Below are 23,772 nucleotides of genomic sequence, written 5' to 3'. Positions count from 1 at the left end.
AGTGGTGTCGGAGGAGGGGTCATGATCTCGGCACTCAATCGGCTGGTCGACCTGGTGGAGCGGCGGCTCGGCGCGGACGTGGACGTGGCGGCGGTGGCTCGGGCGGTGGGCAGCAGTGAGTATCACCTGCGGCGGATGTTCTCGTCTCTGGCCGGGATGCCGCTGTCGGAGTATGTGCGGCGGCGGCGGATGACCGTGGCGGCCGGGGACGTCGTCCGGGGTGGGGGTGACCTGCTCGGGATCGCGGTGCGGTACGGGTACGGGTCGGCCGAGGCTTTCGGGCGGGCGTTCAAGGCTGTGCACGGCGCCGGGCCGGCCGATGTGCGCCGGGACGGCGGGCCCCTCCGGGCACAACCACAGCTCAGGTTCCGCCTGACTGTCGAAGGGAGCGAACCCATGGAGACCCGCATCGCGGACCGGCCCTCGTTCCGGCTCGCGGGGCACGCGACCCGTGTCCCGCTGATCCATGAAGGAGTGAACCCGCACATCCAGCAGCACGTGGCGGCCATACCCGCCCAGGAGCATCAGCGGTTGAAGGCGCTCGGCGACCTCGAGCCGGCCGGTCTGCTCGCCGTCAGCGACGGCACCGAACCCGACGCCGCCGAGGGCACCGAACTCACCTACCTGCACGGGGTCGCGGTCGGTGCGGCCACCACCGTCCCCGGCGACCTCGACGTCATCGAGGTGCCGGCCGGGACGTGGGCGGTCTTCCGCAGCAGCGGGCCCTACCCGCAGTCGTTGCAGGTGACGTGGGCCGCCACGGCCACCGAATGGTTTCCCTCGAACCCGTGGCGGCTGCGCCCGGGGCCGTCGATCGTGGCGATCCTCGAGCGGGCGGACGACTTCAGCACGGCCACCAGTGAGCTGTGGTTGCCGGTCGAGCCTCAGTAGCGCAAGGTGTCGCTCGGTGGGCGGCCGTAGGCGCTCCGGTAGTCGGCGGCGAAGTGGCTCAGGCTGAGGTAGCCCCAGCGCCGGGCGATCGAGGCCACCGTGTCGCCGGTGGTCGGGTCGGCGTCGAGCAGGTCGCGGTGCGCCCGGCTCAACCGGACCCGGCGCAGGTAGGCCATCGGCGTGGTGTCCAGATGACGCCGGAAGGCCGCCTGCAGGGCGCGCGGGCCGACCCGCGCGGCTTCGGCGATCCAGGCCGCGGTGATCGGGTCGCCGGCGTGCGAGTCGATGTACGACACGGCCCGGCGCACCGCGGCCGGCGGCACCGGACCGATGGCCGGTCGTTCGGGCGCCGTCATCGCGGAATTGGGGAAGGTGACCAAGGCCGCCGTCGCGGCCAGTTCGGCGGCGGCGATGATGGCCAGCGGTTGGTCGAGCGGCTCGGGCGGGCCGGTGAGGAGCTGGTGCACATAGGTCAAGGTGTCCCGCCAGTATCGGCCCAGTGCGGCGGACACCGGGGTCATCGCCTCGAACCGGAAGTCGGCCCAGGGCAGGCCGGTCCGGGCCACGGCCATGCCGGTGACCAGGGCCGGGTCGAGGTGCAGGCTGACCATGTCGAAGTCCCGGCAGATGTTGGTCAGCGCGCGCCCGGGCAGGTGCACGAGCACATCGCCGGGGCCGGTGCGGGTGAGGCCGTGGCTGTGCTCGGTCTCGACCCGGCCGCCGGTCAGAGCGGTGAAGATCAGGCTGTCCGACGGCTCGAACCGCACCGAAACATCCATTGTGTACAGCACCCGGACGGCCGTGATGGGGCCGGCCGCGACGGCCTCCTGCCGGTAGGTGAACGGATGCCCGGCCCGCAGCATCCGGAACTGCCCGCCGTCGTAGAGCCGGTGGAGCACGTCGTGGGCGACCTCGGCCTCGTGGGTCGCGAACTCGAATCGGGAAACCGGATTCGGTGCGTCTTGCTCTGGCCGCATTACGCCTCGTTCGACCCGGAACGGAACCGACTATCGGAAAAACGCATGTGCATCCCGTTCCCGTCGAGTCGCCGGCCCAAGCGCGCCACCGGTGAAAGCGCCATCAGTATGGGTGACAACAGCATGCCGGACGCCATGACCACCAGGGCCAGGCGCAGCCCCCACCGGTCAGCCAGGATTCCACCGAGCAGCGAGCCGACGGGTGTGAGTCCCATGCCGGCGAAGGTGATGGTCGCGGCGACCCGGCCCTGCAGCGGGTGCGGCGTGACGGACTGGCGAACCGTCATGACGGCCACGTTGACCAGCTGACCGAAGACCCCGAAAACCAGGTTGATCGTGATCAGGGCGGTCACCGTGGACGCCGAGCCGCCGTGCAGGGCGGGCGCGAGCAGCAGGACGCCGTCGGAGATGAGGGCCGCGCCGACGATGGCCGGGCCATATCCCGTACGGCGGGGAAGGCGCACCGCCAGCAGCGAGCCGACCAGGGCGCCGGGGCCGGTCGCGGCCAGGGCCAGCCCGATCCCCGCGGCCGACAGGCCCAGCGCGCGCGGCAGGAAGAGCAGGTAGACGGTCATCGTCGCGGCGAAGAAGAAGTTGAATGCGGCGGAGGCGAAGCAGATCGGGCGCAGCACCGGGTGCCGGATCACGAAGGCCACGCCGTCCCGGATGCGGCGCGGACCGCTGGTGGAGGCGAAGCGCTGCCGGATGCGGACCAGGGAGAGGGCCGACACGACGAAGACGCCGGCGGCGGAAGTGGCGGCGAGCGGAGCCGAGAGCGCGGACACCAGGAAGCCGCCGAGCGCGGGCCCGGCCATCTGCGCGGCGGAGCGGCTGCCCTCCACGGCGCTGGTCGCGCGCAGGAGGTGGTCGCGGTCGACCAGCCGTACGAGAAAGCTCTGATAAGCCACGTCGAAGAGCACGGACAACGAGCCGACGGCGAAGCTGATGACGAGCAGGGCGGGCAGTCCGAGGCCACCGATCAGCGCGGCCACACCGGCGACGCCCAGGGCGAGAGCGCGGCCGAGGTCGGCCAGGACCATGACCGTACGGGGTTGCCATCGATCCACCCAGGCGCCGGCGAGCAGGGCGAGCAGCAGCAGGGGCGCCTGCCCCACGGCGCGCAGGAGGCCGAGCTGCGAGGCGCCGACGTCCAGCGTCAGGACGGCGAGCAGCGGCAGGATCACCAGGCTGGTGTGCTCGCCCAGTTGGGAGGCCGTCTGACCGGCCCAGAAGCGACGAAAACCGGAATTGGGCACGCGGATCCCTCGAGTCGAGGTGGGCGACGTGCCGCACGATGCGAGGGCAGCACGCGATGACAGGTGTCAGCGCGTGCGGTGGTGACCGGGCATCTCTCAACTCCAGCTTCGGCGAGGGTGGGAGGCAGCGTATACCGGCGCGGCGTCCCCGGTCGTCACGATTTCCGGTCCAGCTCCTCGAAGAGGGCCGCCGCCCGGGCCGCGCTGCGGGCGGCCCGGCGCCCGGTGCCGGCCAGGGCCAGGATCGTGATGGTCAGGCCGAGGGCCACGGTCAGCCACCACACGCCGCGGCCGGCTTCGGTGAACGCCGGGCCGCCGCCGATCAGGGCCGACGCCACGATCGTTCCGGAGATCGCGACGCCCAGGGCCGTCCCGGTCTGACGGGCGGCCGAGGGCAGCGAGGTGGCCAGCGCGGCCATCGATCGGGGCATGCCGGCCAGCGCGGTGGTGGTGATCGGCGCGATGACCGTGCCGAGGAAGATCCCGAAGAGCGAGTAGGTCGCGAGCAGGGCCGGTAGCGGGGTGGCCGGACCCAGCCCCAGCGACGCGGCGCCACCCGCGGCCAGGGCGCCCCCGGCGACGACCAGCGGCAGCCGGGGACCGCGGGCGGCGACCAGCCGGCCGGTCAGCGGCGAGACGATGGCGACCGCGATCCCGACCGGGAGCAGGCTCAGGCCGGCGGTCAGCGGGGACAGGCCGCGCACGGTCTGCAGGTATTGCGTGGTGACGAACAGGAAGGCGCCGAAACCACACAGGCCGGCCAGCGAGATCGAGAGGGCCGCGCTGAACGGCAGGCTGCGGAACAGGCGCAGCTCCAGCAGCGGGTCGGCGCGGCGCGGCTCGTACGCGAGGAGGCCCACCAGCGCCAGCACGGCCACCGCGAGCAGGCCGAGGATGACCGGGGAGGTCCAGCCGAACTTGCGGGACTCGATGATCGCGTAGACGGTGCCGGCCAGGACCACGACCACCAGGACCTGGCCGACCGGGTCGAACCGGCGGGCCCGCGGGGCCCGGGACTCGGGGATGAACCGGGCGGCGCCGAGCATCGCGACCGCCACGATCGGCAGGTTGACCCAGAAGATCGCGTGCCAGCCGAAGGTGCCGACCAGCGCGCCGCCGACGATCGGGCCCAGCGCCTGCGACAGGCCGGTCATCGCGCTGAACACGCCGAGGGCCCGGGCCCGCTCGGCCGGGCCGGGAAAGGTGGTGCCGACGATCGCCGCGGCCACCGGGTTGAGCATGGTGCCACCGACGGCCTGGAGCACCCGCGCGGCGATCAGCCAGCCGATGCTCGGGGCCAGGCCGCACAGCAGGGACCCGAGCCCGAAGGTGGCCAGGCCGAGCTGGAACACCCGTCGCCGGCCCCACCGGTCGGCGGCGGAACCGGCCATCACCAGGAACCCGGCCAGCACCAGCACGTACGCGTCGACCGTCCACTGCAGACCGGACACCGAGGCGTCCAGATCCCGGCCGATCGCCGGCAACGCCACATTGACGACGGCGATGTCCATGACCACGATGACCACGGCGGCGCAGCAGACGGCCAGCACCACGCGCGGCCGGCCGGACCCGGTCGGCACCCCCACGGGACCAAGCTAGCGGGCCGGGGCGGGGTGCTTCTCCAGGGTGTCGCGCAGGGTGGTGGCCCGCAGGGCCGCGTTGATGCCGAGCCAGCGGATCGGCTCGGGCTCCCACCGGCGGGAGCGGTGGCCGACCCAGGGCAGCGTGGTGCGGACGGTGTCGTGACCGGCGATCAGGTCGGCCAGGGTGCGGCCGGCCAGGTTGGCCGCGGCGACCCCGTCCCCGACGTAGCCGCCGGCCCAGGCCAGGCCGTCCTCGAGGCCGACCGAGGGCATCCAGTCGCGCGGGATGCCCAGCGGGCCGCCCCAGCGGTAGGCGATCTCGGGCCGGATGCCGAACATGTCGGTGAGCGTGTGGCTCAGGCTGTCGAAGACCTCGGGAACCTGGTCGTACGAGGGCTCGATGCGCGACCCGAAGTGATAGGGGGCGCCCCGCCCGCCGAAGGCGAGCCGGTCGTCGGCCGTGCGCTGACCATAGATGATCATGTGGCGCTCGTCGGTGAAGGTCTCCCGGCGGGCCAGGCCGATGCGCTCCCAGTCGGCGGCCGGCAGCGGCTCGGTGGCGATCATCAAGGAGTAGACCGGGGCCAGCGCGCGGCGGTGACCGGCCAGCTGAGCCGTGTAGCCCTCGAGCGCGCGCACCACCGTGCCGGCTGTCACCGTGCCGTGGTCGGTGGTGACCGAGCCGCGCTCGAGGCGCAGGACGCGGGTGCCCTCGAAGACATCGACCCCCCGTCGCACGACGGTGGCGGCCAGACCGCGGACGAGCCGGGCCGGGTGCAGGGCCGCGCAATCGGGGCTGTAGACGCCGCCCAGCACGTCGGTCGCGTTGCAGATGGCCTTCGCCTCGGCCGCGGCCAGGAAGCCGGGAGCCAACCGGGCCCGGCGCAGCTGAGCGGGGGAGCGGGCCAGCGAGATGGTGCCGCCCTTGGCGTAGTGGCAGTCGATGCCCTCGGCGGCGGCGGCCCGGCCGACCTCGTCCACCGCGCCGGCCAGCTCGGCGTGCATCGCCCGCGCCCGGTCGGCGCCGTGGCGCCGGGCCAGCTTGGCCTCGCCGACCGGGAACAGGCCGGACGCCCAGCCGCCGTTGCGCCCCGAGGCACCGAAGCCGCAGTACTCGGCCTCGAGCACGACGACCGACAGCTGCGGCGCGACCTGGGAGAGGTAATACGCCGTCCACAATCCGGTGTAGCCGCCCCCGGCGATCGCCACGTCGTACGACCGGTCACCGGGAAGCGGTGGCCGCGGCGTGACCGGGTCGAGGGTGCTCAGCCAGAAGGACGGGATCATCGAGTTCCCCACGCGTAGGTCTGCTTCGCCAGCTTCAGGTACATGAAGGTCTCGCAGGCGAGCACGCCCTTGATCACCCGGACCTTCTCGTTGAGCAGGTCGAGCAGGTGCTCGTCGTCGGTGCAGACCAGCTCGACCAGCAGGTCGAAGCCGCCGGCGCAGATGACCACGTAGTCGACCTCGGGGATCTGGGCGATCTCGTCGGCGATGGCGCGCAGGTCGCCGTTCACCTTGAGGCCGACCATCGCCTGCCGGGCGAAGCCGAGCGTGAGCGGGTCGGTCACCGCCACGATCTGCATCAGGCCGCCGTCGAGCAGGCGCTGCACGCGCTGGCGCACCGCCGCCTCGGAGAGCCCGATGGTCTTGGCCAGCGTCGCGTAGGACATCCGCCCGTCGCGCTGCAGGTGCTCGATGATCTGCTTGTTGATGTCGTCCAGTGCCAGGTCCGCCGTCACGCCGCGATTCTGCCTTTCACGCTGATGGACGGCAATGGAATCACTCGTCCGGTTCGCGCTGATCAAGGGAATCCGTTCTGCGGGCGGCGACCCCCATCGCGCCGCGTAGATGCGTTTATCGCAGAGTTGATCGCTCTTGACAAGCTTTTCCGTGGCGTCGACGCTCTGCACGCACGGTTTCAGTTATCGAGCGTCTCAAATGCCCGAAAGGTACGGTCCTCATGCGCATCCTCGCCGTCGGAGCGGGCGGTGTCGGATCGGCCGCCGCCGTCATCGCGGCCCGCCGCACCTTCTTCGATCTGTTCGTCGTCGCCGACTACGACCTCGGGCGGGCGGACAAAGCCGTGGCGGCGACCGGCGACGCCCGGTTCGTCGCCGCCAAGATCGACGCGACGAACCAGGACAACGTGACCGAGCTCTGTCGTGAGCACGGCATCACCCACGTCTTCAACGCGGTCGACCCGCGCTTCGTCATGCCGGTCTTCGAGGGCGCGGCCGCGGCCGGCGCCCACTACCTCGACATGGCGATGTCGCTGTCCCACCCGCACCCCACCGACCCCTTCCGGCAGACCGGCGTGAAGCTGGGCGACGAGCAGTTCGCGGTGGCCGGCGAGTGGGCGGCCGACAACCGGCTGGCCCTGGTCGGCATCGGGGTGGAGCCGGGGCTGTCCGACATCTTCGCCAAGTACGCCGCCGAGCACCTGTTCGACCGGATCGACGAGATCGGCGTCCGGGACGGGGCGAACCTGGTTGTCGAGGGTTACGACTTCGCGCCGTCGTTCTCGGTGTGGACGACCATCGAGGAGTGTCTCAACCCGCCGGTCATCTACGAGAAGGACCGCGGCTGGTACACGACCGAGCCGTTCGCCGAGCCCGAGGTGTTCGACTTCCCGGGCGGCATCGGGCCGGTCGAGTGCGTGCACGTCGAGCACGAGGAGGTGCTGCTGATCCCGCGCTGGGTCGACGCCGGCAAGGTCACCTTCAAGTACGGCCTGGGCACCGAGTTCATCGACGTCCTGAAGACGCTGCGCAAGCTGGGCCTGGACAAGACGTCGCCGGTGACCGTGAAAGGCACGGAGGTGTCGCCCCGGGACGTCGTGGCGGCGGTGCTGCCCGACCCGGCCACGCTGGGCGACCGGATGACCGGCAAGACCTGCGCGGGTACGTGGGTGAAGGGCACCGGCCAGGACGGCGAGCCGCGCGAGGTCTACCTGTATCACCTGGTCGACAACGAATGGTCGATGCGCGAGTACGGCGCCCAGGCCGTGGTCTGGCAGACCGCGGTGAACCCGGTCGTCGCGCTCGAACTGCTGGCGACCGGCGTCTGGTCGGGCGCGGGGGTTCTGGGGCCCGAGGCCTTCGACCCCGTGCCGTTCCTCGAGCTGCTCACGGCGTACGGAAGCCCCTGGGAACTCCAGGAGCGCTGAGGTGTCGGGCCGCGTGCGCCTGTGAACAGCGATGACCGGCAATCGCCGCCGGTGAGATGGGCCTCGATTTTCCGACGGCAGCGGGGTTTGCTGACGGCGGGAAATCGCGGGCCATCTCACCGGTTACCAGGCGATTGCCACGCGGCGCGGAGCGACGCCGTCTACAGAGCGTGCATCACGTGCTTGAGCCGGGTGTAGTCCTCCAGGCCGTAGACGGAGAGGTCCTTGCCGTGGCCGGAGTGCTTGAAACCGCCGTGCGGCATCTCGGCCACCAGCGGGATGTGGCAGTTGACCCACACGCAGCCGAAGTCGAGGCGCTGCGTCATCCGCATGGCGCGGCCGTGATCCTTGGTCCAGACCGAGGAGGCCAGACCGTACTCGACGCCGTTGGCCCAGGCGACTGCCTCGTCCTCGTCGGTGAACTGCTGGACCGTGATGACCGGGCCGAACACCTCGTCCTGGATCAGCTCGTCGGTCTGGCGCAGGCCCGAGACGACCGTGGGGGAGTAGAAGTAGCCCCGGTCGCCGACCCGCGCGCCACCGGCGTCGAGCGACGCGTGGTCGGGCAGGCGGTCGACGAAGCCGGACACCTTGTCGAGCTGGCCGGCACTGTTGAGCGGGCCGTAGAGCACGTCCTCGTCGTCGGCCGCGCCGGTCTTGGTGCCCCGGGCCGCCTCGCTCAGCGCGGCCACGAAGTCGGAGTAGACCCGCGGCGAGGCCAGCACCCGGGTGGCGGCGGTGCAGTCCTGGCCCGCGTTGAAGTAGCCGGCCTCGGCGATCGAGGCGGCCGCGGCGGCGATGTCGGCGTCGTCGAAGACCACCACCGGCGCCTTGCCGCCCAGCTCGAGGTGGGTGCGCTTGAGGTCGGCCGAGGCGGCCGAGGCCACCTCCATGCCCGCCCGGACCGAGCCGGTGATCGACACCATCTGCGGGGTCTTGTGGGTGACCAGGGCCCGGCCGGTGTCCCGGTCGCCGACGACCACGTTGAACACACCGGCGGGCAGGAACTCGGCCGCGATCTCGGCCAGCATGACCGTGGTGACCGGGGTGGTGTCGGACGGCTTGAGGACCACCGTGTTGCCGGCCGCGAGGGCCGGTGCGATCTTCCAGACCGCCATCATGAGCGGGTAGTTCCACGGCGTGACCTGCGCGCACACGCCGATCGGCTCGCGCCGCACATAGCTCTCGAAGCCCTGCATGTATTGACCGGCCGAGCGGCCCTCGAGCAGCCGGGCGGCCCCCGCGAAGAACCGGATCTGGTCGATCGCCGGCGGCAGCTCCTCACTGGCGGTCAGGCCCAGCGGCTTGCCGGTGTTCTGCGATTCCGCCTTGACCAGCTCGCCGGCCCGCGCCTCGACCGCGTCGGCGAACTTCAGCAGGGCCTGCTGCCGCTCGCTGGGCGTGGTGTTGCGCCAGCTCTCGAACGCCGTGGAGGCCGCCGCCATCGCCTTGTCGACGTCGGGCTTGCCGGAAACCGGGGCGGAGGCGAACACCTCGCCGGTGGCCGGGTCGAGCAGGTCCTCGTAGCGTCCCTCGGCGGGCGCGGCCGGGGCGCCACCGATGAAGTTGTGCAGCACTTTCTTGGCGGTCACGCGATCTCCAGACGCAGGATCTCCATTGTTTGGCAGCCATCCTCCCACTGATTCCGTAGCTGACAAGAGGGTTGAACGACGTCTTCCGTTTTCCGGCTCAGTCCCGGGCGGGCTCGGCCGAAGCGGAGAGAGTGGGGCCGACAGCGGGCGTGACCGGTGCGGACGGCCGGCTGAGCGACGCCGTCCGCCTGCGGCGCCTGCGCGACACCGGGATGCTCGGCGGGACGCCGTACCCGTCTCTCGACCGCCTGGCCCGGGCCGCCGCCCACCAGCTGCGGACCTCCTCGGCCCTCGTGTCCCTGGTCGGAGCCGATCGGCGGGTGCTCGCCGGGCAGTCCGGCCCGGTCCCCGAGCGCACGCCCTGCCCGGTCGTGGTGGACACCGACGCACCGTTGCTGGTCTGCGACGCCCGCTGTGACGAGCGGGTGGCCGGGTACCCCGCCGGCCTTGTCGCGTACGCGGGCTTCCCGGTCCGCAGCCACGACGGCTACCCGCTGGGCACGTTCGGCGTGGTCGACGACCGGCCCCGCGACTGGGAACCGCGCGAGCTGCTGCTGATCGAGGACCTGGCCGCCGCGGCCGGAACCGAGATCGACCTGCGGGCCCGTGAGCACGAGCTGACGGCCACTGTCCTCCGGCTGCACGACATGCTCGAGAACGCGCCTGACGCGCACATGTCGGTCGACGCCTACGGCGTGGTGACCGGCTGGAACAAGGCGGCCGAGCGCATGTTCGGCCACCGCGCGACCGAGGCCGTCGGGCGCCCGGTGGCCGATCTGATCATTCCCGAGCGTTTCGTGGCCGCGCACGCGGCCGGGATCGCCCGCATGCACACCGGCGGCGTCTCGACCCTGGTCGGCGAGCGGGTCGAACTGGTCGCCCGCAACCGGTACGGCGCCGAGCTGCCGGTCGAGATGAGCCTGCTGCGGACCGCCGGCGGCTACCACGCCTTCCTGCACGCCATCACCGACCGGCAGGCCCGCATCCCCGACTGACCATGATCGTTAGTTCCGGTTGATACCCGCAGCCCAGGAGTCCCAGATGAACGCACTTCTCCGTCTCGCCACCGCCGGCGCGGCCCTCGCCGCCGTCGTCGGGGCCGCCGCCCCGGCCTCCGCGGCGGTGACCTACGACCCCCGGACGATGAAGGGCTACGTCGGCCGGGGCGACGTGCTCAAGGCCTTCGGCTGGACGGACGCGACGCTCGCGGCGAAGGCGTCCGGGCTGGTCTTCGACCACGACTTCTGGACCAACGACACCTACACGGTCGCCTGCGGCAAGAAGGCGTTCCCGGTGGTGCACTACCGCGAGTTCGGGCGCTACGAGCTGCGTGACGCGACCGTGCAGAACAACGCGCGCGGAGCCGCGGGCTACGCGGGCAAAGTGGCCGGGTTCTGGCTGACCGGCCCCCGCTTCGGCATCTCGGGCACCACAGTGCCGCCCGCGGCCGGCCAGCCCTGCCCCAGCACGACCCAAGGCACGACTATCACCTCGGCCAAGCTGGTGTCGTCGGTGAAGGGGTGGGCGCTCGCCATCACCTCGGGCGACGACAACCGCCGCCTGCTGACCAAGCAGACGCCCAACCCCGGGTGACCGTCAGCGGAACTGCGGGACGAGCTCCTCGGCCAGGCGGTGCAGGGGAGCGTGGTCGTAGGCGACCCGCGGGATGTAGAAGATGACGTAGTCGGCTCCCGCGTCGACGACCTGCTGGACCCGGGCGATCGTGTCGGCCGTGGACTCGGCGAGGTCGATCTCGATCGTCGTCGACTTGGTGATGGCGTCGAAGTCACGTCCCAGCCGGTCACAGTGCTCGCGGAGCACGGCCAGCTTGTGCGCGACCACCTCGGGGTTGCCGCCGCCGACGTTGCAGCCGTCGGCGTACTGCGCGACCAGCTTGAGCGTCACCTTCTCGCCGCCTCCGCCCAGCCAGAACTGCGGGCGCCGCCGCGGCTGGTTGATCGGGGCGTCGATCGAGTAGTGCTTGCCCTGGAAGACCGGGCGGTCCTCGGTCCACATCCGATGGATGATCTCGACGGCCTCGCGGAACTCGCCCATCCGCTGCGGCACGTCCTTCCACTCGTAGCCGTACGCCTTCCACTCGTGCTCGTACCAGCCGGCGCCGAGCCCGGCGATGAGCCGGCCGTTCGAGGCCACGTCGACGGTCGACGCGATCTTGGCGTAGAGGGAGGGCTGGCGGTAGCCGTTGCAGCCGACCATCTGGCCGATCCGCACCCGGCTGGTGTCGCGGGCCAGCGTCGAGGTGGCCGTCCAGCACTCGAAGACCGAGTTGTCGGTGGGCTCGGGCACGGTGTGGAAGTGGTCGTAGAGCCAGACGGCATCCCACGGGCCGGCGTCGGCCACCCGCGCGACCTGGGTCATCGCCTCGTACTGCTCGACCGGGTCGGCGATCTCGACCAGGTCCATCTTCCAGCCCTGGGGCACGAACACCCCGAAACGTACGCTCATGGACCTCAACCTAATCGACGCTTGGCAAAAGCGACCGGCGGTACGAGAGTGTCCGGGTACTGAACAAACGGGGGAACGGGAACGGATGTACTACATCGCCTTGGGCGCTGTCCGCCGGCGCGCCGGCCCGGCGCTGCTCGTCGCCGTGCTCGCGGCGCTGCTGGCGACGGCCGGCAGCTGCGCGGCGTGGTACGGACTGACCGTGTCGTCCCGCTCGGCCGGCAACGAGGTGACCTCGGCACCGGTCGAGGAACGCGTCATCCTGGCCCGCCAGGCCGGCGAGAGCACGGACGACCCGCGCGGCGCCCTCGACGCCTTCGGGGCGACCGCCCGCGGCCTGCTGCCCGTTCCCGGCGCCACCCCCGTGCTCGGCGCGGTGGCCGGCGGCACCTATCTCTACCCGGGAAAAGGCGGGGCGTCGACCGGCATGCCGATCGCCTACCGCGACGGGTTCTGCGAGCACGTCCGGCTCACCGGCACCTGCCCGGCGGCCGCCGACGAGGCCGCGATCAGCGCTGACAGCGCGAACCGCCTGAAACTCGGGCCCGGCGACACGTTCCGGGTGCGGGCCGCCACGTCACTGCCCCCGCTGACGTTCCGCGTGGCCGCCGTCTATCAGCCCGCCGATCCGGGCGGTCCCTATTGGAGCGACAAGCTGTTTAGGGCCCAGGGCTCGCTCGATCCGCTGTTCACCTCGCTCGACACCTTCCGCGATCCGGCGGTGACCCGGCGGATCCACGCCTGGGACGTCGAGGTCCCGCTGCCGTTGCTGCGCGGCGACGGGGCGTACGACCTGAACGGGCTCGTCAACCACGCCGCCCCCCGCTTCGCCGGGCAGCAGCTCGAGCTGATCGCCCCCACCGGCAAGCTGGTCGACCGGGTGCGCGCGGAGCGCATCGCCGTGGCCCGGGGCGTGGCCGTCGCGCTGGGGCTGGTCGCCGTCCTCGCCTGGTTCGCCGTCGGCCTGGCCGGTCGCTACACCGGCCGGGAGCGGCGCGCCGACGCCGGACTGCTCAAGCTGCGCGGCAGCACCGCCCGCGGCATCCTGCGCCTGGCCGGCGGGCAGCACCTGCTGCCGCTGGCCGGTGGCGGCCTGGTGGGCTGGGTGGCCGGCTTCCTGATCGCCTGGCCGCTGGGTCGCGGCCTTCCGGTCCGGGTCGAGCTGTGGACCGCCCTGCTGCTGTCCGCCGGTCTGGTCGTCGTCCTGCTCGGCGTCGCGTTGCTCGTCCTGCTCGCGGTCGACGCGCTGCAGCAGCGCGCCCCGGTCGCGGCCCTGCTGCGGCGGGTGCCGTCGGCCCGGCGTGACTGGCGGTCCGGCGTCGTCGACCTGGCCCTGATCGCGCTGGCCGCCGGTGCGGTCTATCAGACCCGGGCCGGCGGCAGCGGGCTCGGCATCGTGGCGCCCGCGCTGGTCGCGCTGGCCGTCGGCCTGTTGCTGGCCCGGGTGCTGCGCCGGGTGGCCGACCGGGTGGGCGCGGTGGCGCTGCGCGCCGGCCGGGTGCGGCTCGGGCTGACCGCCGTACGGGTCTCTCGCCAGCCCGGCACCGACCGGGTGTTCGCCCTGGTGGTCGTGGCGGTGGCGCTGATGGCGCTGACCCTGGGCGGCTTCGCGGCGGGCCGCACCGAGCGGGCCGAGCGGGCCGACGTCGAGCTGGGCGCGGCCCGGGTGCTGACCGTCTCGGCGGCGTCGCGCACCGAGCTGCTCTCGGCCGTGCGCCGGGCCGATCCGGCCGGCCGCTACGCGATGGCCGTCGTCGTCGACCGGGGCGGCAGCCCGCCGGTGCTGGCCGTGGACAGCAGCCGTCTCGCCGCGGTGGCGACCTGGCGTCCCGAATACGGCCCGATCGACGCGTTGTCGTCGCGGGCGCCGGCGCTGCTCCCGCTCGTCACCGGCAACCGGGTGACCGTGGCGGTGACCAGTCAGCGGCGCACCACCACTCTGCTCGGCGCGATCCTGCAGCACGAGGGCACCGGCGAGGGCATCCGGGTGGAGTTCAAGGGCATCCGCCGGGGCGCGCAGTCGGTCTCGGCCGCCGTGCCCGCCTGTGCCGTCGCGCCCGGCTGCCGGCTGGTCGGGTGGGAGCTGTTCACCCCCGAGGGCTCGGACGCCGGCTCGGTCACCATCCGCTCGCTCACCCAGCAGAACCCGTCCGGCTCGGTGCTCGACGCGGCCGGGCTCGGCGACGTCGACCACTGGCGCGGCGACTTCAGCACCGCGGCCGTCCGCATCGCCACCGGTCCCGGCGGCCTCACCCTGAACACCGCCCCGGCCGGCGGCACCAAGGTGGCGGTGATCGACTCGCCGCTGCCCCTGCCGGTCGTGCTGTCCGGGCCGCCGCCGGCCAACTGGGACTTCGAGGACGCGGCGCTGGGCCGCTTCGGTGACGCGGCCACCCCCGTACGCGTCGCGGCCGTCGCCCAGGTGCTGCCGGTGATCGGCGCCGGCGCCGTGCTGACCGACCTGGACGCCTCGCGCCGTATCGCCGGCGACAGCGACCAGGGCGGCACCCTGCAGGTGTGGCTGACCCGCGACGCGCCCGCCCCGGTCGTCGACGCGATCGGCCTGCCGGTGCTCGACGACCGCACCGCCACCGCCCGGGTGGCCGAGCTGGCCGCCGACAGCTCCGTCGTGACCGCCCCGTTCGGCCTGTTCGGCGCGGCCATCGCCGCCCTGATCGCGGCGGCCCTGCTGGCGGTGGCGGCCGCCGTCGATCGCGAGCCACAGCTCGAATATCTGCGCGCGCTGCGCCACCAGGGCCTGCCCCGCTCGGTCGCGCTGACCACCGCGTACGCCGGAGCGGGCTCGGTGGCGCTGGCCGGCCTGCTCGGCGGGCTGGCCGCCGCCCTGATCGCCCGGCCGATCGCCGGGGTCACCGCGCCGCCGTTCCCGGACGGCTGGGGCGTCATCCCGCCCCCGGGCGCGCTGGGGCCGCCGGCCCTGGCCGTCGCCGCCGCGGTCGTCCTGGTCGTGCTCGGCCTGACGACGTGGCTGTCGGCCCGGCGCCTGAGCGGGGAGCTCTCGTGATCGGCCTGGTGCTGGCCATGGTGTGGGCCCGCCGCGGGCAGGCGCTCACCGTGGCCCTGCTGGCGCTCTTCGGCGTCACCGCCGCCGTGGCCGCTCCGGCCTATCTGCGCGCGGCCGACCGGGCCGTGGCCGCCGGTCAGGTCGAGACGGCCACCCCGCGCGAGCTGTCCCTGGACATCCGCGCCTACCAGTCCGACCCCCGCAAGGAGCAGGCGGGCGCCGACCCGACCGGCCCCGACCTGGAGCGCAGCGGAGACCTGCTGCTCGGCCTGCCCGGTTACCGATACGTGTATTCGGCCGAGTACTCCACCATCGGCCTCGAGCCCTCGATCGCGTACGCCACCCGCTTCGCCTATCGGCAGGACGTGTGCGCCTACCTGACGATGGTGGCGGGCCGGTGCCTGGTCGGCGAGTCCGACATCGTCCTGCCCGAGGCGACCGCCCGGCGCCTGAAGCTCGCTCCGGGCGACTCCGTCCAGCTGTCCTTCGCGGTCCGCATCGTGCCGCGCGGCGAGCCGTCGTTCTACGCGTCCAACGGCACGCCCAAGCGGTTCCTGGTCACCGGCCTCTATCAGGTGCCCGACCCCGACGACGTCTACTGGGGATCCCGCGGCTTCTTCCCGCGCTCCGCCGACCTGCCGGCCGGGGCCGAGCAGCCCACTTTCGTCACCAGCGCCACGGTGGACGCGATGGACCACGGCGGTGTCGACGCCGGACTTGACGCGTTCCCGACGGCGGGCGCGCTGGCCGTCGACAAACTTCCCGCCGTACGCTCCGGCCTGGCCGCCGTGCAGACCGGGGTGACCTCGCTCGGCGGCGGCGTCGAGTTGCGCAGCGAGTTGCCCGGCCTGCTGGCGCGGATCGACTCGGGCCGCGCCGCCGGGCACCGGATCGTGCCGGTGCTGGCCGTGGCGCTGGTGCTGCTGGCCTGCCTGACCATCTTCCTGGCGGTCGGCTACGGCACCGAGGGCCGCCGGCCCGAGCTCGCCGTCGTGGCGCTGCGCGGCGCCCGCTGGGGCCAGCGCTGGTGGCTGGCCACCGGCGAGAACGTGGTGGCGATCCTGCTCGGCGCGCTGGCCGGCTGCCTGGCCGGGCAGCTGCTGGTCAACGGGTTCGCCGCCTACCGCTTCCCCGGCGTCGGAGCCGACCCGGGTCTCGACTCGCTGCGCTGGGCGCCGGTCGCGGCCGCGGCGGCGGTGCTGACCGCGTTGCTGGCCGAGCGGCGTCAGGTGGCCACCCCGGTCGCCGAACTGCTGCGCCGGGCACCGTCGGTGCCCAACAGCGCACGGGCGATCGCCGTCGAACTGGTCGTGGTCGTCCTGGCCGTGGTGGCCGTCGTGCAGCTGTCCTCGTCGCTGCGCGGAGTGGGGACCGCCGCGGCGGCGCTCGTGCTGGTGGCCGGCTCGCTGGTCGCCGCGCGGCTGCTGATCCCGCTCGTCACGGTGCTGGCCCGCCGGGCCCTGCGGCGCGGCCGGCTGGGGGTCGCGCTGGCCGGCCTGCAGCTGTCCCGCCGCCCCGGCGCGGTACGGCTGTTCGCGCTGCTCACCGCGGCGGTGGCGGTGATCGGCTACGCGGCCGCGGCGGTCGACGTGGCCGCCCGCGGCCGGGGCGCCGAGGCCGTCCTCGGCACCGGCGCCACCCGGGTGCTGGAGCTGGCCCCCACCGGCCGGCAGAACCTGCTGGCCGCGGTCCGCGCGGCCGACCCACAAGGCTCGTTCGCGATGGCCGCGGTGCGGTTCCCGGCCGATCCCGGTGCTCCCACGGTGGTCGGCGTCGACACCACCCGGCTGGCCGCGGTGGCGGCCTGGCCGTCGACCGGCCCGTCGGCCGGGGACGTCGCCCGGCAGCTGCACCCCGGGGCCGCGCCACCGGTCGACGTGGACGGGGCCGAGGTCACGTTCGACATCTCGGCGCGGTTCCCGGCGGGCAAGGCGGTGGCGGTGACCGCGGTGCTGTCACCCCGCGACGGCGGGAACGACGAGATGGCCGAGCTCGGCGTGCTGCGCAACGGCCGGCACACGTACGAGCAGAGCACGTCAGGCTGCGCCCGGGGCTGCACCCTCAACTCGCTGCGGATAGTCGGCGGCCAGGGCACGCTGGACGTGGCCGGCGTCCTGGTCGTGCACAGCATCAACGGCGTCCCGTCGGACGTCCTCAACGACCCGGCGCCGTGGCGGGCGTCGGAGGGCGGCCGGATCGGCGCGTCCCCCGACGGCCTCGAGATCGAGGTGACGTCACTCAACGGGTTGCCGTCCGGCATGTTCGTGCAGCCGGCGTCGGCGCCGTACCCGTTGCCGGTGGCGGTGGCCGGCCTCCCGGACCCGCCGTCGGTGGCGGGCCTGGACGCCCGGGCGACCCCGGTGACCGTACGGGTGGCCATCCCCGCCGTGCCCGGCGCCGGCTCCCCGGCGGTGCTGACCGACCTCGACTACGCCGACCGCGTGGCCACCGACGGCGCGGCCAGCAGCAACGCGATGGTCTGGCTGAACGACCGGGCCCCCGGCGACGTGATCGACCGCCTGACCTCCCACGGCGTCACCGTGACGGCCGACGTCACCGCGGCCGACGTGCGGGCCCGGCTCGACACCCAAGGCCCCGCGGTCGCCCTGTGGTTCTATGTGATCGTCGCCGCCCTGGCCACCGCCCTGGCCGCGGGCGCGCTGGTCCTCGCGGCCGCCGTCGACCGCGACCGCCGGGTCGAGGACCTCTCCGCCCTGCGGAGCCAGGGCCTGACCCGCTCGGCCCTGCGCCAGGCGACCCTGTGGACCTATCCGGTGCTGGTCGTGGCCGCGGTGGTGGCCGGCATGGGCGTCTCCGTCCTGGGCTGGTGGCTGACCGGCTGGGCGCTGCCCCTGGCCGGCCTCGACCCACCCGCCCTGCCCTTGGCCGCCTGGCCCCGCCCGCTCACCCTGCTCCTGACCGCCGTGGCCGCCACCGCCCTCCTGGCCGGCGCCGCCATCCTGGCCGGCCGCCGAACCCTGCGCCGCATCGCCTAGCGCGGTCCCGAGCTCAGAACGGCTGCGGCACCGGAGCCTGCACCCCTTCACCGCCTGACCGGTAGCAGCAGCCGTCGCTCTGGCCGCAGATCCCAGGCCAGCCGCCTCAGCAGCGGGCCGCGCCCTGGCTCGGGTGTCCGTCAGCCGCAGCCGACGTACCACTCCTCGCTACCGCCTTACGCGACGAAGCAGGAGTCGATGGGCTCGGGCAACTCTGGATACCCAGCCCGACGAGAAGCGCAAGAAGCTGCCGTAGGTCCTCGCAGGCGTCGGCTTCGTTCTAGTGCTGTGCAGGGGCGGCACGGTGATCATCCGCCTGCGAGCCCGTCGGTCACCCTGACCTACGGGGCTCCTGCCGATGGACGCAGAGTCAAGCAGGCAGTAGTGGCTCTGGGTGAATTTCGCTCGGTGGACGCGACGATCCACAGACTGAAGGGACGGGGCCGCATCTCCTAGCCTGGCCGGTCGCCGGCGTCGGGGCGATCCAGCAACCGGCTCAGGCACATGCTGTCTCCGTGGGCGGTGGCCTGCTCGGCGAGCCGGTGCAGGTGCTGACTGCGCAGTGCCGCCCGACGCTGGGCTTGCTTGGCCCGCAGGTGGACTGCGGTGACCAGTGCGGCGACGGCCGCGATCAGCGACAGCAGGGTCCAGGCGACGACGACCTGCCGGCTGAGGAACGACAAGCGTGGGCTGAGGTCGAGTCCCATGCCGAGCAGCAGCACCGGCCCGACGAACAACACCGCCGGCCACCAGGCGCGCCGATCGCGCTGCGCGGTGAAGAACACGCCCATGACGATCACCGAGATGATCAGGATCAGCACCGCGACGGAGAGCGCCTCGCGCCCGATATGGTGCTCGGCCGCGACCAGCGCCGCCGGCGCGGCCGCCGTGACGGCCGGAGCGAGGACGACGGCGGTGTCCCGCAGACCGCGGCGGTTGTCCGCGGCCAGGGCGAGGAGGCCGAGCCCGATCTGCGGCACGAGCAGGAACAGGGGCGGGTGAAACGCGGTCAGCTCCGGGGGAGGGACCACCGACACCGCCACGGCGACCCCCGCCGTCACGGTGGTCGCGGCGGCGACCGCCCATCGCCCGAGCCCGGCCAGCGCGGCCACCGGCGTGAGCAGCCAAGCGACCCAGGCGAAGACACCGATCGTGTGGAACGGTCCCACCCTCTGCGGACCGAAGTAGTCCTGGTCGGCATGAACCTCGGTGGTGATCAGCCAGATCCCGGCCAGCACGGTCGCCGTCATCAGAGCGAGGGTGCCGGCCGGAGGCAGCGCGTCGGCGAGGCCGAGAGCATGGCGGGCTCGCAGGTGCCGGCGCAGCCCGCCGACCATCAGATCGACGGCGTCACCGGGCCGTGGCCGGCGCTGCCCGGGCGCGGCGAGATCCACGTATGTGTCGATGATCTCGGCACCGCGGCCGGCGCGGTCGGCAGCTGGGTACCACCGCAGAAGCTTGGTGTAGCGCTCACGCAGCACGTCGGTCATGCGGCACCACCGGCGAGCTTCGCACCGGAAGGCCCGGTCACCGGACGGCGCGCCAGGCGGGTGGTGGCCGCCTCGACGGCCCGGCGCATGCGCTCCGTCTCGGCCCGCAGCAACGCGGTGCCCCGATCGGTGAGCCGGTAATACTTCCGGGCCCGGCCGTCGACGATCTCCGTGTGGTCCACCGTCACCAGCCCGTCGTCGGCGAGCCGGTCGAGGGAGCCGTAGAGCGTGCCCGGCCGGAGCGACAGGCGACCCTGCGACAGCTCGCTCACCTCGAGGATCAGACCGTAGCCATGCAGCGGTGCCCTGGCCAGAGCAGTCAGGATCAGGAACGTCGGCTCCTGGAGCGGCGTCTTCATGCGGCCACTGTATCGACGCGACCATATCTTCGCAACGAAGGTATCGTGGCGAGCGAAGGGATGGCGCGCGGGGACTAGCGTTGCGCCGCATGACGCACGTCGAGGTCGAGATCACCGCCGAGCTGGTCCGGGAGCTGGTGCGTGACCAGCACCCCGACCTGGCCGACCGGCCGATCCGGCTGGGTGCGCTCGGCTGGTCCAACCAACTGTGGCGCCTGGGCGACGACCTGGCCGTGCGGCTTCCCTGGGTGGTCGGCGACAACGACGAGGCGCTGCTCAAGGAGTACGCCTGGCTGCCCGCGCACGCCCCGGGCCTCCCGCTGCCGGTGCCCGTCCCGCAGCGCATCGGTCAGCCGTCCGCCCGGTTCCCGCGGCCCTGGCTCATCACCACCTGGCTCCCGGGCACCCCGGCCGACCAGGCCCCCGTGACGCGGGGCAAGGACGCGGCGGAATCGTTGGCCGCCTTCCTGACCGCTCTTCACCAGCCTGCTCCGGCCGGGGCGCCCGCGGGCCGCGATCGTGGCGGTCCCTTGGCCGACCGGGCCGGCCAGTTCGCGGCGGGGGTGGCCCGCACGACTGAGCGCGGCCTGATCGCTGACCCGGACGCCGTACGCGCGGTCTGGCACGACGCGGTCACGGCGCCACCGTGGACCGGCCCGCCGCTCTGGATCCACGCCGACCTGCACCCGGCCAACGTCCTGACCACCGACGGCACCCTGAGCGGCGTGATCGACTTCGGCGACCTCTGCGCGGGTGACCCGGCCTACGACCTCTCCGCCGCCTGGGTCCTGCTGCCGGACGGTGCCGTCGACGATTTCTACGCCGCCTACCAGCCGACCGTGGACGCCGCCACCCGGCGGCGGGCCCGGGGCTGGGCGATGGCGCGCGCTCTGAGTGGCCTCATCATCGGCGACAACGGCGTCCACGGCCGCCCCGGCGGCAAGCCCACCTGGGCCCCGCCCGCCCGAGCCGCCCTGCGACGCCTGATCTCAACCGCGTCGCCGGCCTGCGACGTCTGATCGCACGCGCGTCGCCGGCCTGCGACGCATGATCTCAGGCGCGTCGCCGGCCTGCGACGTCTGATCTCAGGCGCGTCGCCGGCGTAGGGAACGCAGGGTGGCGACGGCGTCGGTCGTGGCCAGCGCCCAGACGACGAGGAGCGGCTGGAAGAGCAACCGGATCGCGCGGGCGGCGTCGGTGTCGAGACCGAACGCGTCCCGGTGCTCGGTGAGCTGGGCGATGTTGCCGGGCAGGACGGCGACGAAGAAGGCGGCCACGACGGCGCCGGCGATGCCGCGGGCGGGTTGCCTCCAGGTGACCAGCAGGGCCACCGCGAGGCACAGCTCGACCACACCGGACGCGATCACCACGACGTTCTCGTCGATCGGCAGCCAGGACGGCACTTGGGCCTGGAAATCCGTACGGGCGAAAGTCAGATGGGCCGTGCCGGTGAACAAGAGCAGCACGCCCAGCACGATCTGGCCCGTGCGCCGCATGGCCGCCTCTTCTCCTCGATCCCGACTGCCCAAGCTACGGGATCCCGGGCGGCATCCGGGGTAAGGGGAGTCGGTGACCAACACCCCGGCCTGGCTGGCCCGCGCCCGACGGGCCGTGGGTCCCTCGCTGATCGACCAGGTCGAACGCGACCACCACCAGCCCGACCGGGAGTTCCACCGGCGCCGCGTCGTCGTCGCGATCACCCTGGTGGCCGGCGCCGTCCTGCTCGGGTTCTCGCTGGCCGTACGCCCCGGCGACGACATCTTCTATCTGCTGACCGTGCTGGTCGCGCTGACCTGGGTCGGCGGGGCGCTGCTGTCCGGGCCGCTGCACCTGGGCCGCATCTCGTTCCGCGACAAGCTGCGGCGCCCGATCGTCACCCCGATCGTCACCGGGCTCGTGCTGGGCGCCGTCTTCGTGGCCCGCTCGCTGGTCGTCCGCGAGCTGCCGCCGCTGCGCGAGCAGGTCAACAGCGTCCTGGCCCACGCCCGCTACGGCGCCATCGTGCCGATCGTGGCGGTCACGCTGCTCAACGGCGTGGCCGAGGAGGTCTTCTTCCGCGGCGCCCTGTTCGCGGCGATCGGCCGGCGCCACGCCGTGCTCATCTCCACCGTCGTCTACGCCGCCGCCACGGTCGCGACCGGCAAACCCATGCTGGTCTTCGCCGCGTTCCTGCTCGGCCTGATCCTGGCCCTGCAACGCCGCGCCTCCGGCGGCATCATGGCGCCCATCCTGACCCACATCACCTGGTCGGCCACGATGGTGTTCGTGCTGCCGGCCTTGATCCACCAGTAGTGGTCGTGCGTGTCTTCGGCGATCGCCATGGCGTTGTTGTGGGTGAGTGACGACAACAACCAGCGCCGACGCGGGGGAACACCCAGTGCAACGAAAGAACATGCTGGCGTCGGCCGCGACCTGCGTGGTCGCTGCCTCCACCTACGCCATTTCCGCGGCCGCCGCGCCGCAGCCGGCCGCCGCCGCCCCGCCGGTGCCGGCCGTCGCCACCGCGCCGGTGCCGGCCGTCGCCACCGCGCCGGTGGTCGCCGCCGCGCCGGTGCCGGCCCTCGCGGTCACGCTGGAACGCTCGGGTGGTTTCGCGGGAAGACAGGATCTGTTCGCGGTCGACCGCTCGACCGCCGGCAGCCAACGGGTGCTGCGAATGACGGCAAGCCCCGAGTTCAAGCGACTGCGCCCCGCCTACCAGCCCAAGAACTCTTGCTGCGACCGCTACTTCTACCGAGTCACCGTCACCTACCGCGGCGGTCACCACAAGGCGGTCTCCACCGTGCAGGGTGCCACCGCCCCGCCCATCCTGTGGAAAGTCATCACCGAGGTCGAACGTCTGACGACCGCAGCCCCCGCAGCGGCCCGCCACCGCGGGACCCCTTGAGGGCGGCTGTCCCGCCGGCCGCCGAGGCGACGTAGGTCATCGAGCCGGCCCAGTACGGGCTGTCGTTCACCGGCCGGTCTATCGCGACAGAGGGGTGGGCCCGGAGCCGGGGGCCGGGGATGAGGCACGGATCGCCGCGGTCATGGTTTCCGCGGTGACAGCTCGCAAGTGCTCCAGGTCCACCGGCGTGCTCAGCTCGCCGGTGGCCAGGGCGACCACGGCGTCGCCGTCGTAGCGGGTGTGGGCCGGGTTCAGGGCCCGGGCGAAACCGGTGTGGGCACTCTGGGCCAGCCAGTTGCAGCCCACCTTGTCCAGCTTGGCGTCGGTCAGCACCACGGCGATCGTCGTGTTGGCGGTGGGGAACGGGGGAGCGGCGGGCGCGGGCGGAATCTCGCCGGGGGCGATCAGCGGGCGGCCGTCCGGGCCGATGACGTCGCCCCAGGCGTTCACCGCGGCCAGTGCCACCACCGTCGCTTCGCCGGCTGACGCCTGCGCCAGGCCCAGGCCGCCGGGGTCCAGGCGTTCCCGCCACTTGCCGGTGGCGGCGCCGGTGCCGGCCCCGACCGGACCAGTGGTGAAGGGCACGCCGTCCAAGGCGGCCTGAGCGGCCAGGCGGCCTCCCTCGGCGAAATCGGGCCGGACGAGCGCCGCCACCGAGGCGTCGAACAGCGACAGGCCGACCACGATCGGGACCGGCCCGGCCGGGGTGGGCAGCCCGATCCCGTGCGCGCGCAGCAGCTGCATCACGCCGTCGCCGGCGGCCAGGCCGAAGGCGGAACCGCCGGACAGCACCACCGCGTCCACCCGGTCGACCAGGCGGGTGGGCTCCAGCAGGGCGAACTCGCGGCTGGCCGGGGCACCGCCACGGATCTCGCCCGAGGCGACCGTGCCGGGCGGCGGCAGGATCACCGTCACTCCGGTGGTCTCCGAGGTCCAGTGGCCGGCCCGGGCGTTGAGCAGTGTCATGCCTTCCAGTATCGAGCGCGTGCAGTATGCGAGGTCGACATGCCTTGCACCGCCCGGCGATGTCGGAAAGAGACGGCATCAGCGCGAGGAGCAGTACGCGGTGCGCCCGGAGCCG

At 73.1% G+C, this 23,772-nt stretch carries 20 protein-coding genes; 9 read left to right on the top strand and 11 right to left on the bottom strand.

Features of this window, described 5'->3' with window-relative positions; genetic code table 11:
- The first annotated feature begins 21 nt into the window (after positions 1 to 21).
- Positions 22 to 891: an AraC family transcriptional regulator gene (locus tag NAG42_RS12005; protein WP_250030294.1), complete on the top strand. Its 870-nt coding sequence runs from the start codon at positions 22 to 24 to the stop codon at positions 889 to 891.
- On the opposite strand, the gene NAG42_RS12000 is transcribed toward NAG42_RS12005, so the two are convergent.
- The 5 genes from NAG42_RS12000 to NAG42_RS11980 form a co-directional block, all read right to left on the bottom strand.
- On the bottom strand, positions 885 to 1,868 hold the full coding sequence (locus tag NAG42_RS12000; protein WP_250030293.1) for an AraC family transcriptional regulator: 984 nt from the start codon (positions 1,866 to 1,868) through the stop codon (positions 885 to 887). The two genes, NAG42_RS12005 and NAG42_RS12000, sit on opposite strands and share 7 nt — an antisense overlap.
- Complete coding sequence (locus tag NAG42_RS11995) at positions 1,868 to 3,124, bottom strand: MFS transporter (RefSeq protein WP_250030292.1); 1,257 nt, start codon at positions 3,122 to 3,124, stop codon at positions 1,868 to 1,870. Before NAG42_RS11995 ends, NAG42_RS12000 begins: the two co-directional genes overlap by 1 nt.
- Before the next feature lie 155 nt (positions 3,125 to 3,279).
- Positions 3,280 to 4,710 (bottom strand): MFS transporter, encoded by a 1,431-nt coding sequence (locus NAG42_RS11990; RefSeq protein WP_250030291.1) that lies wholly within the window; start codon positions 4,708 to 4,710, stop codon positions 3,280 to 3,282.
- A 9-nt stretch (positions 4,711 to 4,719) separates the two neighbouring features.
- Entirely contained in the window at positions 4,720 to 5,994 is a 1,275-nt protein-coding gene (locus tag NAG42_RS11985) for an NAD(P)/FAD-dependent oxidoreductase (protein WP_250030331.1), read from the bottom strand.
- A complete protein-coding gene (locus NAG42_RS11980; RefSeq protein ID WP_250030290.1) occupies positions 5,991 to 6,449 on the bottom strand; it encodes an Lrp/AsnC family transcriptional regulator in 459 nt (152 codons plus the stop codon). The genes NAG42_RS11985 and NAG42_RS11980 overlap by 4 nt, the downstream gene beginning before the upstream one ends.
- 221 nt (positions 6,450 to 6,670) lie before the next feature.
- On the opposite strand from NAG42_RS11980, the gene NAG42_RS11975 reads away from it, so the two are divergent.
- On the top strand, positions 6,671 to 7,876 hold the full coding sequence (locus tag NAG42_RS11975) for a saccharopine dehydrogenase family protein (RefSeq protein WP_250030289.1): 1,206 nt from the start codon (positions 6,671 to 6,673) through the stop codon (positions 7,874 to 7,876).
- A gap of 161 nt (positions 7,877 to 8,037) precedes the next feature.
- Here the strand turns inward: NAG42_RS11975 and NAG42_RS11970 are convergent, their stop codons facing one another.
- Positions 8,038 to 9,468 (bottom strand): gamma-aminobutyraldehyde dehydrogenase, encoded by a 1,431-nt coding sequence (locus tag NAG42_RS11970; RefSeq protein ID WP_250030288.1) that lies wholly within the window; start codon positions 9,466 to 9,468, stop codon positions 8,038 to 8,040.
- A gap of 131 nt (positions 9,469 to 9,599) precedes the next feature.
- On the opposite strand from NAG42_RS11970, the gene NAG42_RS11965 reads away from it, so the two are divergent.
- Both NAG42_RS11965 and NAG42_RS11960 read left to right on the top strand, forming a co-directional pair.
- The gene (locus tag NAG42_RS11965) at positions 9,600 to 10,463 is read left to right on the top strand and encodes a PAS domain S-box protein (RefSeq protein WP_250030287.1); all 864 of its coding nucleotides are present in this window, start codon (positions 9,600 to 9,602) and stop codon (positions 10,461 to 10,463) included.
- Positions 10,464 to 10,509: 46 nt separating this feature from the next.
- Positions 10,510 to 11,061: a hypothetical protein gene (locus NAG42_RS11960; RefSeq protein WP_250030286.1), complete on the top strand. Its 552-nt coding sequence runs from the start codon at positions 10,510 to 10,512 to the stop codon at positions 11,059 to 11,061.
- A gap of 3 nt (positions 11,062 to 11,064) precedes the next feature.
- On the opposite strand, the gene NAG42_RS11955 is transcribed toward NAG42_RS11960, so the two are convergent.
- A complete protein-coding gene (locus NAG42_RS11955; RefSeq protein WP_250030285.1) occupies positions 11,065 to 11,934 on the bottom strand; it encodes an LLM class F420-dependent oxidoreductase in 870 nt (289 codons plus the stop codon).
- A gap of 85 nt (positions 11,935 to 12,019) precedes the next feature.
- On the opposite strand from NAG42_RS11955, the gene NAG42_RS11950 reads away from it, so the two are divergent.
- A complete protein-coding gene (locus tag NAG42_RS11950) occupies positions 12,020 to 14,959 on the top strand; it encodes an FtsX-like permease family protein (protein WP_250030284.1) in 2,940 nt (979 codons plus the stop codon).
- Positions 14,956 to 17,955, top strand: a complete 3,000-nt coding sequence (locus NAG42_RS11945) for an FtsX-like permease family protein (protein ID WP_250030283.1) — start codon at positions 14,956 to 14,958, stop codon at positions 17,953 to 17,955. The genes NAG42_RS11950 and NAG42_RS11945 overlap by 4 nt, the downstream gene beginning before the upstream one ends.
- A gap of 452 nt (positions 17,956 to 18,407) precedes the next feature.
- Here the strand turns inward: NAG42_RS11945 and NAG42_RS11940 are convergent, their stop codons facing one another.
- On the bottom strand, positions 18,408 to 19,445 hold the full coding sequence (locus NAG42_RS11940; RefSeq protein WP_250030282.1) for a hypothetical protein: 1,038 nt from the start codon (positions 19,443 to 19,445) through the stop codon (positions 18,408 to 18,410).
- The gene (locus NAG42_RS11935; RefSeq protein ID WP_250030281.1) at positions 19,442 to 19,804 is read right to left on the bottom strand and encodes a PadR family transcriptional regulator; all 363 of its coding nucleotides are present in this window, start codon (positions 19,802 to 19,804) and stop codon (positions 19,442 to 19,444) included. Before NAG42_RS11935 ends, NAG42_RS11940 begins: the two co-directional genes overlap by 4 nt.
- 89 nt (positions 19,805 to 19,893) lie before the next feature.
- Between NAG42_RS11935 and NAG42_RS11930 the strand changes: the two genes are divergently transcribed.
- Entirely contained in the window at positions 19,894 to 20,823 is a 930-nt protein-coding gene (locus tag NAG42_RS11930) for an aminoglycoside phosphotransferase family protein (RefSeq protein WP_250030280.1), read from the top strand.
- A gap of 66 nt (positions 20,824 to 20,889) precedes the next feature.
- Here the strand turns inward: NAG42_RS11930 and NAG42_RS11925 are convergent, their stop codons facing one another.
- Positions 20,890 to 21,300, bottom strand: coding sequence for a DoxX family protein (locus NAG42_RS11925; protein ID WP_250030279.1), 411 nt, complete (start codon positions 21,298 to 21,300; stop codon positions 20,890 to 20,892).
- Positions 21,301 to 21,373: 73 nt separating this feature from the next.
- On the opposite strand from NAG42_RS11925, the gene NAG42_RS44870 reads away from it, so the two are divergent.
- Entirely contained in the window at positions 21,374 to 22,096 is a 723-nt protein-coding gene (locus tag NAG42_RS44870; protein ID WP_250030278.1) for a CPBP family intramembrane glutamic endopeptidase, read from the top strand.
- An 85-nt stretch (positions 22,097 to 22,181) separates the two neighbouring features.
- Positions 22,182 to 22,691, top strand: coding sequence for a protealysin inhibitor emfourin (locus NAG42_RS11915; RefSeq protein ID WP_250030277.1), 510 nt, complete (start codon positions 22,182 to 22,184; stop codon positions 22,689 to 22,691).
- Positions 22,692 to 22,769: 78 nt separating this feature from the next.
- Here NAG42_RS11915 and NAG42_RS11910 read toward each other — a convergent pair whose 3' ends face one another.
- Positions 22,770 to 23,657 carry a P1 family peptidase gene (locus tag NAG42_RS11910; RefSeq protein WP_250030276.1) on the bottom strand — a complete coding sequence of 296 codons (888 nt, stop codon included), beginning with the start codon at positions 23,655 to 23,657 and terminating at the stop codon, positions 22,770 to 22,772.
- Positions 23,658 to 23,772 lie beyond the last annotated feature (115 nt).

This window comes from Paractinoplanes maris, from assembly GCF_023544465.1.
Lineage (GTDB): Bacteria > Actinomycetota > Actinomycetes > Mycobacteriales > Micromonosporaceae > Actinoplanes > Actinoplanes maris.
This window is presented reverse-complemented; position numbering and strand designations above follow the sequence as displayed.

Bases quoted from the DNA above. Each gene is read 5' to 3' on its own strand.
- NAG42_RS12005 (WP_250030294.1), top strand. From the start codon at position 22: ATGATCTCGGCACTCAATCGGCTGGTCGACCTGGTGGAGCGGCGGCTC.
- NAG42_RS12000 (WP_250030293.1), bottom strand. From the start codon at position 1,868: ATGCGGCCAGAGCAAGACGCACCGAATCCGGTTTCCCGATTCGAGTTC.
- NAG42_RS11985 (WP_250030331.1), bottom strand. From the start codon at position 5,994: ATGATCCCGTCCTTCTGGCTGAGCACCCTCGACCCGGTCACGCCGCGG.
- NAG42_RS11975 (WP_250030289.1), top strand. From the start codon at position 6,671: ATGCGCATCCTCGCCGTCGGAGCGGGCGGTGTCGGATCGGCCGCCGCC.
- NAG42_RS11960 (WP_250030286.1), top strand. From the start codon at position 10,510: ATGAACGCACTTCTCCGTCTCGCCACCGCCGGCGCGGCCCTCGCCGCC.
- NAG42_RS11955 (WP_250030285.1), bottom strand. From the start codon at position 11,934: ATGAGCGTACGTTTCGGGGTGTTCGTGCCCCAGGGCTGGAAGATGGAC.
- NAG42_RS11950 (WP_250030284.1), top strand. From the start codon at position 12,020: ATGTACTACATCGCCTTGGGCGCTGTCCGCCGGCGCGCCGGCCCGGCG.
- NAG42_RS11940 (WP_250030282.1), bottom strand. From the start codon at position 19,445: ATGACCGACGTGCTGCGTGAGCGCTACACCAAGCTTCTGCGGTGGTAC.
- NAG42_RS11935 (WP_250030281.1), bottom strand. From the start codon at position 19,804: ATGAAGACGCCGCTCCAGGAGCCGACGTTCCTGATCCTGACTGCTCTG.
- NAG42_RS11930 (WP_250030280.1), top strand. From the start codon at position 19,894: ATGACGCACGTCGAGGTCGAGATCACCGCCGAGCTGGTCCGGGAGCTG.
- NAG42_RS11925 (WP_250030279.1), bottom strand. From the start codon at position 21,300: ATGCGGCGCACGGGCCAGATCGTGCTGGGCGTGCTGCTCTTGTTCACC.
- NAG42_RS11910 (WP_250030276.1), bottom strand. From the start codon at position 23,657: ATGACACTGCTCAACGCCCGGGCCGGCCACTGGACCTCGGAGACCACC.